Source organism: Streptomyces sp. NBC_00353, assembly GCF_036108815.1.
Classification (GTDB): Bacteria; Actinomycetota; Actinomycetes; order Streptomycetales; family Streptomycetaceae; genus Streptomyces.
Genome location: NZ_CP107985.1, coordinates 2,207,626 through 2,220,967, shown reverse-complemented (window position 1 = coordinate 2,220,967; position 13,342 = coordinate 2,207,626). Strand labels below are relative to the sequence as shown.

At 70.9% G+C, this 13,342-nt stretch carries 10 protein-coding genes and 1 pseudogene; 7 read left to right on the top strand and 4 right to left on the bottom strand.

The window, feature by feature from the left end:
- Positions 1-86: 86 nt before the first annotated feature.
- Together OHA88_RS10445 and OHA88_RS10440 are read right to left on the bottom strand one after the other, a co-directional pair.
- Positions 87-1,316 carry a glutamate dehydrogenase gene (locus OHA88_RS10445; protein ID WP_328625252.1) on the bottom strand — a complete coding sequence of 410 codons (1,230 nt, stop codon included), beginning with the start codon at positions 1,314-1,316 and terminating at the stop codon, positions 87-89.
- A gap of 177 nt (positions 1,317-1,493) precedes the next feature.
- The gene (locus OHA88_RS10440; RefSeq protein WP_328625251.1) at positions 1,494-2,078 is read right to left on the bottom strand and encodes a carboxymuconolactone decarboxylase family protein; all 585 of its coding nucleotides are present in this window, start codon (positions 2,076-2,078) and stop codon (positions 1,494-1,496) included.
- A 136-nt stretch (positions 2,079-2,214) separates the two neighbouring features.
- Between OHA88_RS10440 and OHA88_RS10435 the strand changes: the two genes are divergently transcribed.
- From OHA88_RS10435 to OHA88_RS10405, 7 genes and pseudogenes are all read left to right on the top strand, one after another.
- Positions 2,215-2,655, top strand: a complete 441-nt coding sequence (locus OHA88_RS10435) for a PPOX class F420-dependent oxidoreductase (RefSeq protein ID WP_328625250.1) — start codon at positions 2,215-2,217, stop codon at positions 2,653-2,655.
- A 99-nt stretch (positions 2,656-2,754) separates the two neighbouring features.
- Positions 2,755-3,954 (top strand): MBL fold metallo-hydrolase, encoded by a 1,200-nt coding sequence (locus OHA88_RS10430; protein ID WP_328625249.1) that lies wholly within the window; start codon positions 2,755-2,757, stop codon positions 3,952-3,954.
- Positions 3,955-5,007: 1,053 nt separating this feature from the next.
- Positions 5,008-6,897 carry an ATP-binding protein gene (locus tag OHA88_RS10425; protein ID WP_328625248.1) on the top strand — a complete coding sequence of 630 codons (1,890 nt, stop codon included), beginning with the start codon at positions 5,008-5,010 and terminating at the stop codon, positions 6,895-6,897.
- Positions 6,898-6,904: 7 nt separating this feature from the next.
- Positions 6,905-7,339, top strand: coding sequence for a roadblock/LC7 domain-containing protein (locus OHA88_RS10420; protein WP_326606840.1), 435 nt, complete (start codon positions 6,905-6,907; stop codon positions 7,337-7,339).
- A gap of 2 nt (positions 7,340-7,341) precedes the next feature.
- Positions 7,342-7,713: a DUF742 domain-containing protein gene (locus tag OHA88_RS10415; protein ID WP_326625636.1), complete on the top strand. Its 372-nt coding sequence runs from the start codon at positions 7,342-7,344 to the stop codon at positions 7,711-7,713.
- Positions 7,691-8,341 carry a GTP-binding protein gene (locus OHA88_RS10410; protein ID WP_328625247.1) on the top strand — a complete coding sequence of 217 codons (651 nt, stop codon included), beginning with the start codon at positions 7,691-7,693 and terminating at the stop codon, positions 8,339-8,341. The genes OHA88_RS10415 and OHA88_RS10410 overlap by 23 nt, the downstream gene beginning before the upstream one ends.
- Before the next feature lie 38 nt (positions 8,342-8,379).
- Positions 8,380-8,670: pseudogene (locus OHA88_RS10405) on the top strand (GAF domain-containing protein); the annotation flags it as partial.
- Positions 8,671-8,688: 18 nt separating this feature from the next.
- Here OHA88_RS10405 and OHA88_RS10400 read toward each other — a convergent pair.
- Positions 8,689-10,695, bottom strand: coding sequence for a DUF2264 domain-containing protein (locus OHA88_RS10400; protein ID WP_328625246.1), 2,007 nt, complete (start codon positions 10,693-10,695; stop codon positions 8,689-8,691).
- A 207-nt stretch (positions 10,696-10,902) separates the two neighbouring features.
- A complete protein-coding gene (locus tag OHA88_RS10395) occupies positions 10,903-13,338 on the bottom strand; it encodes a polysaccharide lyase 8 family protein (RefSeq protein WP_328625245.1) in 2,436 nt (811 codons plus the stop codon).
- Positions 13,339-13,342: the final 4 nt, after the last annotated feature.

Below are 13,342 nucleotides of genomic sequence, written 5' to 3'. Positions count from 1 at the left end.
GCTATTCGCCGTACGGCCCCTGAGGAAACGGGAGTCGGGCCCCCACAGAGGTCCAGCGGCTCAGCGGGCCCGGCGGCACGGCAGGCTCACCGGTACCAGCCGAACCGCTCGGCCATCACCGGAAGCCGCTCGGCGACGAGGGCATGGGCCGCCGCCCGGGGTGTGGAGCCGTCGGCCTCGGCACGGGCCAGCATCCGGCCGATCAGCGCCCGCATCGAGCGACGGGTGTGTCCGAACGCCTCCTCGGCATCGGCGCCGATGTCGCCGAACAGCGTCCACCACCACCATGCGTTCGTACCGGAGTTGACGACCACGTCGGGCAGTACGGTGATCCCGCGCTCGGCGAGCAGTGCCTCCGCTTCCGGCAGTACCGGCATGTTTGCCGCCTCGACAATCCAACGGGCGCTGATCCGGGCCTGGTTGGTGGCGTCGACGGCGTACGAGACCGCTGCCGGTACGAGCACCTCCGCCTCCTGTGTCAGCCACGCGTCGGCGGGCAGCTCCTGGTCTCCGTCCCGCAGGGCACCGCGGTCCACCGTTCCGTACGCGTCCCGGGCCGCGAGCAGCGCCTCGACATCGAGGCCCGCCGGGTTGGCGATCGTCCCCTTGATGTCGGCGACGGCGACGACCTTCAGTCCGGCCCGGGCGAGGAACCGCGCCGTCGCCCCGCCCATGGTGCCGAGCCCCTGTACGGAGACCCTGGCCTCCGTGTACGAGACACCCGCCCGGTCCAGCGCGGCGAGCGCCGACTCGGCTACCCCGCAGCCGCCGACCAGCTCGTCGAGCCCGATGCCGTCCACCTCGACGGCGAACGCGTCGGCGAGCCGCTGACGCGCCGCCGTCTCGTCGTCCAGGAGCGGATAGACCGCCTGGATCGAGGAGACGAGCCCCGCCTCGGCCGCCGCCCGGTCGACGATGTCCTGGGTGAGTCCGAGATCCTCACCGGTCGTCCAGACGTTCTCTATATACGGACGCACGGCCTGCAGATAGCGCACGAGCACCCCGTACGCCTCCGGGTCGCGCGGGTCGCAGTCGATGCCGCCCTTGGCGCCACCGAGCGGTATGTAGCGCGCCTGTGTGTCATCGGCATCGAAGTGCAGGGCCTCCTTCATCGTCATGCCCCGGGCAAGCCCCGCCACCTCGTCGAGCGTGCAGCCGGCCCGCATCCGCAGCCCACCACTCGACACGCCGCGCACCAGCCGGTCGACGACCAGATGGCCCTGGCGTCCGGTGACGTGGTCCGTCCAGGTCAGCGAGATCAGCGGGGCGGGCAGAGCGGACGGGGACACCGTCGGCGCCGTCGTCGGTGTCGTCATCGGAGTGTCTCCTCGGTAACAGGGATCGGGGTGGGCCCCGGAGTGGTCCGGGCCAGGGCCCGGGCGAGCGCGTCCGGCTGTTCGGCGTGGCCGCCGCGACCGGCGATTTACTGAATCGCCAGTCAGTATCCGAAGGCGGGAGCACCCCTGTCAATGTGGCCCTTGCTGAATCACTGTTCAGTGGCCGGCGTCCGCCGCGCGCTGCGCGGCGGGCCTCGGCACCTCGCACTGGTCCTTGAAGCCCTGGCTGGTCAGGCCGAGTGCGGAATTGGTGCGGGAGCGCATGTTCTCCACGGCGACCATGGTCGTCAGCTCGACCAGTGCCTTCTCGCCGAGCGCGGTCCTGAGCCGGTCCACCAGTTCGTCCCCGACCTCGGGTGGGGTGAGGCTCATCGCCTCCGCGTACTCCATGACGTCGCGCTCCAGCGGCGTGTACGCCTCGCTCTCCCGCCACACCGGCACATCGCGCAGCTTGCGGGTGTCCATCCCCTGCCGGTGGTTCTCCCAGTACCCGAAGTCCATGCACCAGCTGCAGCCGATGGTCGACGCGGACGTCATCACCGCGAGTGCCTTCAGCTGCGGGTCCAGTGCCTTCCAGCGGCCGACCGCCAGCTCGAAGCGGAGCCCGGCCCACAGCACCTCGGTGTGGTGGGCGGTGGCCCGTACGGGATCGATGACCTTCCCGTACGTACGGTTCGAATACCACGACACGGCGCGGAAGAGGAGGGTGCGGGGCGGGTCGAGCGAGATGCGGGCGGTCATGGCCGGCCTCCTTGTGGGGTGTCCACCGGTGTCGGCGGGCTGCTGTCACGGATGCGACGGGCGACGGCCGCCGGATGTGACATGAGCGAGTGGCCGAATGCGGAATCCTGCGATGGTTACGCACGTTGGATTCGGCATGACGGGAATCGATGCACAGCAGGACGCGCTCCTTCGGCTGGTCGCCGAGGAGAGTGGCGGGGTGCTCGTGACACTGAAGCGGGACGGCCGGCCCCAGCTGTCCAATGTCAATCACTTCTACTATCCCGCGGAGCGCATCATCCGTGTCTCGATCACCGACGACCGGGCGAAGACGCGGAACCTGCGGCGCGATCCGCGGGCGAGCTACCACGTCACCAGCGAGGACCGCTGGGCCTGGACGGTCGCGGACGGCACGGCCGAGCTCTCGCCGGTCGCCGCCGATCCGTCCGACGCGACCGTCGAGGAGCTGATCACGCTCTACCGGGACGTGCAGGGCGAGCACCCCGACTGGGACGATTACCGCAGCGCGATGGTCCGCGACCGGCGGATCGTACTGCGGCTGTATGTCGAACACGTGTACGGGCAGCCGCGTGGCTGAGGCGGCGGGGTCCGGCCGTCATTCCGTTGGCTGCCCCGTACTCGCGCCGTCGTACCCCCTGCTCATAATGAAACGACACCGACTCCCTCAGGAGATGTTGTGACCGGCGCTGACTCCTTGCATCCGCTCCGTACCCGGCTGCGTTCGCTGCGACCCGCCGCATTCGGCGCCGACCCGGGGGGCGCCCGCATGGAGCGCATCCGGAACTCACCCAATTTCGCCGACGGGGTCTTCCAGAACCCGGTGGGGGCGCGGACCAGGCCGTCCGGCTCGACGCTGGAGTTCGCGAAGGTCTACTTCCGCAAGGAGGACCGGGTACGCAGGTCGCCGAACGGCGCGGTGCCCGTCCATGCGACCACCCTCGCCGACCTCGCCCGGCCGCCCGCCTCAGGGCTGCGGCTCACCTGGATGGGCCACTCGAGCGTGCTCGCCGAGATCGACGGCCGCCGGGTGCTCTTCGACCCGGTGTGGGGCGAGCGCTGTTCGCCCTTCGCGTTCGCCGGGCCCAAGCGGCTGCACCCGGTGCCGTTGCCGCTCGCGACGCTCGGCCCGCTCGACGTGGTCGTGATCTCGCACGACCACTACGACCACCTCGACCTGCCGACGATCCGAGCCCTGGCGGGCACGGACACGGTCTTCGCGGTGCCGCTCGGTGTCGGCGCCCACCTGGAGCGCTGGGGCGTGTCCGCCGACCGGGTGCGCGAGCTCGACTGGAACGAGACCACGAACATCGCCGGGATCAGCCTCACCGCGACCCCGGCCCGGCACTTCTGCGGGCGCGGCCTGCGCAACCAGCAGCACACGCTCTGGGCGTCCTGGGTCGTCGCGGGCCCCGAGCACCGGATCTACCACTCCGGGGACACCGGCTACTTCCCCGGTTTCAAGGACATCGGCGCCGAGCACGGCCCGTTCGACGCGACGATGATCCAGATCGGTGCGTATTCGGAGTACTGGCCCGACATCCATATGACACCCGACGAGGGCATCCAGGCGCAGCTCGACCTGCAAGGGGGCAAGCCGCACGGTGTCATGCTGCCGATCCACTGGGGCACCTTCAATCTCGCCGTTCACCCCTGGGCGGAGCCCGGCGAGTGGACCAAGGACGCCGCTGAGGAAGCCGAGCAGCCGGCTGCGTTCCCCCAACCGGGCGAGCCGTTCGAGCCCGCGGGAACGCTTCCCCTCGATCCCTGGTGGCGGGCCGTGGCTGCCCCGATCGCACACCCCTGGCGCCGGAACAAAGCAACGGACGTTGCTCAGGGACAGGACAACCGCGATCTTGATCTTGCGGGTGAGCGGTGACGGGGCAGGGATGAAGGCCTGACCGCATTGACGCAGGACGCCATCCGGCGTCCACGTCGAGACGCGGATCGCCGAGTCGTCACACCGAGGCCCCACTCTTCCGGCCAGGCGGCGGAGTGGGGCCTCCGTGCATCGGACCGTGAGACCGGTCGCACGCAGCGGCGCCGGCGCATGGCGTGCTCGCCCTTGCCGCGCCGACGTTGAGTGTCAAGACCGAACCCCAGCCTGCGCTACCGGACCCGCAGCTGAGTCGCCCCGGGAACCCGCCCCGTCAGCCGCACCATCGTTCTGTGCCTACTCGAACCACAGATCGCCTGAGTCGTGACTAGTAGACGTAGAGGGGATAGACGGGGTACACGGGATAGACAGGGTAGACGGGGTACACGGGATAGGTGGCGGGCCCCCATCCACACTCGTACGGGTGCCAGTCGCACCAGTTGGTGGGTGCGGCCTGTGACGCGGTGGTCTGTGCCGGAACCTGTGGGGCCGCCTGGGCTGTTGGCGCAGCTATGGAGAACGCAAGCGCTGAGGCCAAGGCGGATGCACACACGAACGCTGGGATTCGTCTACGCACAGTTCTGTTCATGATGAACCTCGTCCTGCGGAGACCCCCGAGTTCTGCTGTTCCCCCCGTGTCTCAACGCTCCGCCTCTTGCCGACCCGTGGCAACCCCTCCGCGCCTGTCGGCCGCGGCATGCGCGCTTCGCCTCGCTCCGCGCAGGTCAGATCGGCCTGCCGATACACGTAGACCTCGTCCTCGGTGAGCATCGGCTCACGGTGATCGAAGTGCGGGACCTTCGCGGCGCACCCTCCGTGCTCGTGGACGCATTCGGTTGTCCGTGCGAGAGCTCATACCAGAGCGGGACGGATGGCGGGCAAGTTCTACAACTGCCCGCCACGGATGCTCGATCGACGACTACCGTGTGTGGCCGGTGATCAACGGTGGGCTCATATCTTTCGGGCCTGCCCGACCGATGACCCGAGCCTGACCGACCAACGTAAGGGCCACCACATGAACGCCGATTCCTGGTGCCCCACGTACCGAGGACGCTGATGTCTCAACTTCGCGCACCCGAAGCGCGACCGGAACGCCGAGAAGGCGGACGGCACGGCCGGCCGGGGGCCCGTGCCCACTCGGCCACCGCCAGGCCGCGCGCCGCACAGCTGTCCCCCGATGCCCGCATACGGCCTCAGATCTTCCGCACGGCCGTGCTGCCGGCCATCGCCGTGGCACTGAGCGGCGCCGCGGCAGTCATCATCACCGTCCGCTCCACGAGTGCACCGATGACCACCCAGCTCTGGACCGCGCTGGGCGGATCCGCGGCGCTGGCCGTCGCCGCTGTGGTCGCCGCTTTCCTCGGCGCCAACCGGGTCGCCACCACCGTCCTCGGCCGGTGTCTGGCCCTGCGCCGTGCCAGTGCACAGGGGCAGGCCGAACTGCAGCGGGTGGTGGAGCAGTTGCGCAACGGCGAACCGATGCCCGCGCGGCGGTCCCCGCAGCCCGTCCCACCGGGCAGTGACGCCTTCGACCTGCTCGCGCAGGAAATGGGCCGCTCGCACGAAGGGGCTGTGGCCGCAGTGGTGCAGGCGGCCCGGTTCACCCACGAATCGGGCGAGGAACAGCGGGTGGAGGTCTTCGTCAATCTCGCCCGCCGGCTCCAGTCGCTCGTACACCGTGAGATTCAGCTGCTGGACGAGTTGGAGAACGAGGTCGAGGACCCCGATCTGCTCAAGGGCCTGTTCCACGTCGACCATCTCGCCACCCGCATCCGCCGGCATGCGGAGAACCTCGCCGTCCTCGGCGGCGCCGTCTCCCGGCGGCAGTGGAGCAACCCGGTCACCATGACCGAGGTGCTGCGCTCGGCGATCGCCGAGGTCGAGCACTATCCGCGGGTCAAGCTGGTGCCGCCGATCGACGGCACGCTGCGCGGGCACGCCGTGGCCGATGTGATCCATCTGCTGGCCGAACTCGTTGAGAACGCCACCGTGTTCTCCGCCCCGCACACCCAGGTGCTGTTGCGCGCCCAGCACGTCACCGCCGGGCTCGCCCTGGAGGTCGAGGACCGCGGGCTCGGCATGCCGGGCAACGAACAGAAGCGGATGAACACGCTGCTCGCCGCCCCCGACCGGGTCAACGTCGCCCATCTGCTGCAGGACGGCCGGATCGGACTGTTCGTCGTCGCATCACTGGCCCGCAGACACGGCATCGCGGTCCGGCTGCAGAGCAACATCTACGGCGGCACACAGGCCGTACTGGTGCTGCCGCAGTCCCTGCTCGGGGTCGAAGGGGACGTGCCCACGACGGCCGACGCCGGCCCGGTCCCGCCGCCCGGCCCCGTACACCGGCCACCGGCCCAGGACGACACCGCGCACCAGCGGAACCTGAGCCCCGCCCCGGCCCCGAACCGGCAGCCGCAGGTGCCCAGTCAGCCGCTGCGGCTGCATCAGCCACCGCAGCAGTTGCGAAGGCAGGGCGAAGCCCCACCACTGCCGCTGCGGGCCGAGCGCGTCGACCGGCCCACCCCCGCCGACACCCGGCCCGGCGTCCAGCGCCCGGACGACGCGATGCCGGCGCTCCAGCCCGACCCCGGAGTCGTACGCGGCACCATGGGCCGGCCCCAACTCCCCAGGCGCGCCAACCAGGAACACCTGGTCCCGCAGCTCAGGGAGGCCCCCGCGCCGCGCACCGAGGACGAACAACCCGTCCTGCACGATCCCGGCCTGATGGCGTCCTTCCGCCGGGGCATCGAGCTCGCCGAGGCCCGCAGCGCCTCGGACGACGACACCGCGCAGGCCCCGGACGCCACCCCCGACGGGCCCGCACCGCAGGCCTGGCAACCGCCGGCCCCACTCGAACCGCTGCCGGTCCGCGGACTCACCGCGCCCGCCGAACCGTCGCACCCTGTCCCGGACCCGCTCGAAACGAACACCCTCAAGGAGTAGATGCACCATGGCGACCGATATGCCGTCCGGTCAGGTCTCGGACCTCGACTGGCTGCTGAGCGGGTTGGTACAGCGTGTGCCGTACACGCGCAGCGCGGTCCTGCTCTCCGCCGACGGGCTGGTGAAATCCCTCCACGGCATGGACGCCGACAGCGCCGACCACATGGCGGCGCTGGCCGCCGGCCTGTACTCCCTCGGCCGCAGCGCCGGGGCGCGCTTCGGCGACAACGGAGAGGTCCGTCAGGTGGTGGTGGAGCTCGACTCGACGCTGCTGTTCGTCTCCACCGCCGGTTCCGGCACCTGTCTCGCCGTCCTCGCCGGACGCGAAGCGGATGCCGCCGTGCTCGGATACGAGATGACCATGCTGGTCAAGAGTGTCCGGCCGTATCTGATGACCCCGGCCAGACAAGCGGCCGGGGCACCGAGCGTCACGGGGCTGTGAGGGTGTCGGCCCCGCAGGACGGGCCGTTGCTCGACGATGCGGCCGGCCGGCTCATCCGTCCGTACACCGTGAGCGACGGCCGTACCCGTCCGACGACCGTGCTCGACCTGCTCTCCCTGGTCATGGCCACGGGCAGCGATCCGCAGACTCATCTCGGCCCCGAGCACTCCGTGGCGCTGGGGCTGTGCGGCGGCCCCACCTCGGTGGCCGAGATCGCCGCGCATCTGCGGCTGCCCGCGGTGGTCACCAAGGTGCTCGTCTCCGACCTGGTGGACTGCGGCGCAGTCACCGCGCATCCGCCGGCTTTTCACGACATGCCCACCGACCGATCCCTGCTGGAGGCAGTGCTCGATGGCTTACGACGACAGCTCTGACGGCTTCCGCGGCTCGGCCGGGGGTGACGGCACCGGGGGCACCGAGTACTTCCCCGTCGCACTCAAGGTCCTGGTCGCGGGTGGCTTCGGCGTCGGCAAGACGACGTTCGTGGGCGCGGTCAGCGAGATCGCACCGCTGAGCACGGAAGAGCTGCTGACCCAGGTCAGCGTGGCGACCGACAGCCTCGAGGGGATCGAGTCCAAGACCGCGACCACGGTCGCCATGGACTTCGGCCGCATCACCCTCGACGAGCAGCATGTGCTCTATCTGTTCGGTACCCCGGGCCAGGAGCGCTTCTGGTTCATGTGGGACGAGCTCTCCCAGGGCGCGCTCGGCGCGGTCGTGCTGGCGGACACCCGCAGACTCGAGGAGTGCTTCCCGGCCGTCGACTTCTTCGAACGGCGCGGCATCGGATTCATCGTCGCCGTCAACGAGTTCGACGGCTCCTACCGCTACGGCCCCGAGGAGGTACGTGCCGCGCTCGACCTCGGACCCGACGTGCCCGTCGTCCTCTGCGACGCCCGGATCGCCAGCTCGGGCACCGGAGCGCTGGTCACGCTGGTGCAGCACCTGATCAACGCCACCTCGGCACCGGCCCCGCTCTCCGGCTTCGGAGCCCATCCGTGAGCCGGCAGGCGACCGGGCGGCCGCTGCTGACCCCCGTCGACCACGGCTACTGCCCGCACGTCGTCGCACGTCGCAAGGCGCTGGTCCTGGAGGACGTCTGCGACCACCCGAGATTCGCCGACAACCCGGTCGTCGACGAGACAGGCATCCGCTCCTGTCTGGGGGCGCCGCTCATCGACCGTACGGGCGTCGCACCGGGCGCCGTCTGCGCCGTCGACACCGTGCCCCGCCCCTTGGAGAGGGCCGGCCTCGACACGATCAAGTCCCTGGCGCAGGAACTCATCGGGCACATCGACCGACGGGAGGACAACCAGGGCATCGAGCCCTGACCGCCCCGCCGCCGGCGCTCACACCTCGACCGTGGTGCCGTCCAGGAAGGTCAGCACCACCGACTCCGCACCCGCCCGCACCACCACCGACGTGCGCAACGCCTGCGGATGCACGGTGTCGCGGGACAGCGCGATCAGCGAGACATGGACGCTCCGCCCGCCCGGACGGCGATCGGCACGCAGATACGGGATCGCGGAGTGCGGCCCGTAAGCGTTGGACTGCACGTCCCGCGCGACACCGGACCCGTACGTGGTCTCCGGGCCGTCCGCGGCCCTCTCGGCCTGCGCGGTCCGCACGGCCTCCGAGCAGTCCTCGCCCGCCGCGCCGCCCTCGGTTTCCGAGTCCTCCTCGGTGTCCCAGCCGTACAGTGCGACAACGGCACTGGTCAGACCGTCGGCCGTGCGCGCCATCGCCCAGCCGGGGCCCGACGAGCCGCGCGGCCGTTCCTCGTGCGCCACGGCATGACCGCCCTCCCGCACGATCGCACCCTCCGGCGCCTCGACCCGGTGCACCCGGATCTCCCACGGGCCGTGCAGCACACTCGTCGTCTCGATCCGGTACGTACGCTCGTCACCGGGCAGCTCGGCCGCGTACCAGGACGAGGCGATCCGGTCCTCGCAGCGCAACGGATGGATCCTGCGCCGTCGTGACGGGGTGCCGTCCGGTGCGAGCAGCGCCAGATGGCCGTCGACGGAACGCGCCACGGCGTGCGGAGCGGACTCGGGGGCCGTCGCCGTCGAGTAGCAGAGCCTCGCGTAGTGCGGATCCTCCTCGCCCGCCTGCGGTGCGTCGTCGGTCGCGGCCGGCGGGTTGTGGTCGCTGCCGTGGTTGATCAGCCGGACGATGCCGTCGTGCCGGGTGCCGTGCAGCAGCCACCCCGGTGCCGGCAGCGCGGTGTACTGGTCGGACTCCTCGATGGGGAGCGGGAGTTCGCGCTCCGTCCACACCGGGTGGTCCGCCGGGAGCAGCAGCCCGAGGAAGCCCTTGCTCGCCCAGTACGGGGACGCGGGACCGGAGTACGGCTGGGTGCTGGGCAGGAACGTGTCGTACCAGCCGAGGGTCAGGAGCCCCCGCTCGTCAGGGACGCCGCGCTCCACGAAGTGCCGCAGGGTGCCCGAGGCGAGCCGGCGCGTCAGCCCCGGCGCGAGCGGCGTGCAGTCGGCCAGCGCCCCCATCCAGACCGGTGCGAGTGCCGCGAACCGGTAGGTCAGCGAACGCCCCTGGTGCACCGGCGCACCGTCGGAGCCGAAGAACTGCGGGTAGTCCTCGAGGAACCGGGAAAGCCGCTGCCGGTAGACCTCGGTCCTGCCCCCGTCGTCGTCCGGGCCCACCATGCGCGACCAGAGCAGCGGATACAGATGCATCGCCCAGCCGATGTAGTAGTCGAAGTTCCGGCCGTCCCCGTCGGTGTACCAGCCGTCCCCGACGTACCAGTCCTCGATCCTGTCCAGGTTGCTCTCGATGTCGGAGCGGTTGTACGGGGCGCCCACCGAGGCGAGGAACTGCTCGGACACCACCTGGAAGAGCCGCCAGTTGTTGTCCCAGGTGCGGCCGCCGACAAATCCGGAGAGCCAGTCGACAACCCGCTCCTGGACGCGCGTGTCCAGCTTGTCCCAGATCCAGGGGCGGGTCTCGTGCAGCCCCACGGCGATCGAGGCCGCTTCGACCATCTGCTGCGAGCAGTCGGTGAGTTCGGGCCAGGCCTCGGCCGACCCCGGGTCGGTGCCGGTTGTCAGACCCTGCGTGTAGCGCTCGATCAGCTTCGGATCGACGTTCCCCTGCGCTCCGGCGATGCGGAAGGCCGCCATCAGGAAGGAGCGTGCGTACCCCTCGAGTCCGTCCGAGACCACCCCCGACCAACTGGCCCGACCGGGGAGCCGGTACTGGGCGAAGCCCGGGGTCGCGTACGGGACGATCGCATCGAGCACGCGGTCGGCCGTGACTTCCCAGTGCGCGCGCGTCCAGCCGGTCCGCGAGGACAGCAGCCGGTCGGTCGGGGGAAGGTGCAGGAAGGGCGCGGTCATGCGGGTGGTGCTCCTCAGTCCGTCAGGGGCGACGGGTCTACGGGCGGTATGGGCAGGTCGAGCGTGGCGAGGGCGGCGACCTTGCCGTCCGCGCCGATCGGGTACGCCCACATGTCGACGTAGAAGCCGGTGAGATCGTAACCAGTGAGCTCAAGGAGGAACGGGGGACCGGCGGCCGGTGCTGACGGACCGGCCGCCGGTGGCCGGTCAGGAGAGCACGGCGGTGTGCGTGTGGCCGCGTGATCCGCCGACCGCGACCGTGAGCACGGGGCGCGGGCCCGGTGCGAGGGACACGGTGTCGTCCGCGGTGACCACCCGGCTGACACGGAAGGGAAGTTCGACAGTGAGCGAGGTCAGGGTGCGGCTCGGGTCGGCGACGGCGACGGCGAGCTCCTGGCCCCGGCGCTGGACCAGGACCGAGGCCGGACCGGATGCGGTGATCCCGGCGGCGGTGCCCGCGCCCCAGAAGTTCACTGCCGTCAGCCCCTGCCTGCGGGCCTCCACGGCCTGTGCGGTGGCGTCGTTGGCGACGATCCGGACCGGTCGCGAGTGCGACCAGACCGCGGTCGCGGCCGCGGAGGCGCCGGGCAGCAGCACATAGGAGTAGCCGGCACCGGCGGGGGAGACACCGTGGTCGACCCAGAGCGTGAGATAGCGGCGGGTGACCGGATCTGTGTCGCCGCCGGTGTCCGCCCCGGTGTTGATCGCCCGCCAGCTCCCGGTCCGCTCCTCGCGCAGCGCGTGCAGAGCAGTGGGGTCGGGGAAGACGTAGCCGCCGACGCCGTCGACATGGGCCCACCGGGCGTGGCCGAACTCCTCCGTCCAGCCCTGCTCAGCGGGCTGCCGGACGCCGTCGACCAGCAGCCGCTGTGTGCCGTCCGGGCCGAGGTTGCGGTTCTCGACGATCGTCTCGACCGTGCGGCCGTCGCTCGACGAGATGCCCGCGCCCAGCGCGATCACCGCGTTGTCCAGCAGGAACCACGACTTCTTGGTCCGCAGGGTGGTGCCTGCGGGGCCGATCAGCTCCATTGCGGCAGCACCGTACCGATCGTGGAGCACCGCTCCGCCCGCGACAGTGTTCGCCGGCCGGTAGGTGGAGGTGCCGGCGGCGGTGCCGAGATCGGTTCGCTCCCGGGTGTCGACCGTGGTGCCGGGCAGCCGGTACGGGTCGACGGTCGGCCAGAAGCCGTCGTTGAACTGCCCGAGGTCGTCGCCGTCGTACAGATACGTCATGCCGTCGCCGGTGTACCAGCCATGCAGATTCTCGCCGTTGCCCGCCTCGTACGCCGAGATGCGCTTCGAGGAGAGCGACAGCGCGCAGGCCCATCGCGCCTGGCGGTGCACCACCCGGTCCATGTCTGCGAAGACGAAGTGGCCGGTGGTGCGCGGTCCGGGGTGAATGTTCCGGTCGTTCAGCACAGCCTTGGCGAGGGCGAGCTGGGGGAGCGTGGCGAGCGCCGCGAACGGGGTGGTGCGGTTGCGGGTCAGCCAGCCCTTGACCAGCTCACGCCAGCGGTCGGCGTACGTGGCGGGTGCGCCGGTCGCCAGGAGCAGGATCGCGGCGACGGCCGCCGCACCGTCCCGGTGGTCACCGGCGCGCTCCCGGGAGATCGCCCGGCCGCGCACCGAGTCCATCATCAGCCCGTCGAAGACCACCGGCGCGAAGGACCGCTCGACGGCCTCGTACATCACGGAGACGCTCGGGTCGGCGACCGCCCACTCGGAGTCCGCGAGCAGGGACAGCAGATAGGCGGCGCCGCCGAGGAGCACCGCGCCGTACGTACCCGTGTAAGCGACCACATCGTGCTGGACGAACGACCCGTCCTCGTAGAAGCCGTCACCCGAACTCGTGTACTGGAACAGGCTGTTGCGTCCCGAGTCGCGTACGTCGGAGAGGGCGTCGCGGGCCGATGCCAGCTTGGCCGCGTCCTGTCCCAGCAGCCCGCGCAGCGCGACGATGACGGCCTTGTCCGTGCGGTTGGCCCCCGTCTCGGCGAACGTGGGGGAGTTGGTGCGACGGTCCGCGTCCGGGCAGAAGCGGTCGACGACCGCCAGATAGGCCGCGAGGTCGGCGGCCGGAAGACGATCGCGCAGCAGGACGGCGCAGTCCATCAGCGCACGGGGGGCGCCGATCTCCCAGAACCACCAGTTGCCCGTCTCGCGCTTGGCCGGGTTGTACGCGGTGTCGTGGGCGAAGCGCAGCGCGGCGACGAGGGCGTCCGCCACCTCCGCGCTGCCGGCGAGTGAGGTACCGGGGGTGGCCCAGGCGGTGGCGAGCGTACGCAGCCGGGTGTAGCTCTGGCCGAAGTTGCCCGGGTCGGTGACGGGGGAGAGGTCCGGCCAGAGGGCGGTCCGCCCCGCACTGCGGTCCAGGGTGTCCCAGAGCCCCTTCGCCGTGGCGTTCAGGGCCGCTGCCGCGGCGGCGAAATCGGCGTCCGAAGGGTCGAACGCACCGCCGGTCAGGAGGGTTTCGGCGCGTTTCAGAAGCGCGTCGAAACCGACGGTGGCGACCGCCTCGGAGGCTTCGCCGGCTGCGTCGCCGGACTGCGCGTGCGCGGCACCGGCCGATGTGGCGAGTGTCGTGGCGGATACGGCCGCGGTGGCGCCTGTCGCGGCGAGAAGGGTTCGTCTGCTGAGATTCATGGTG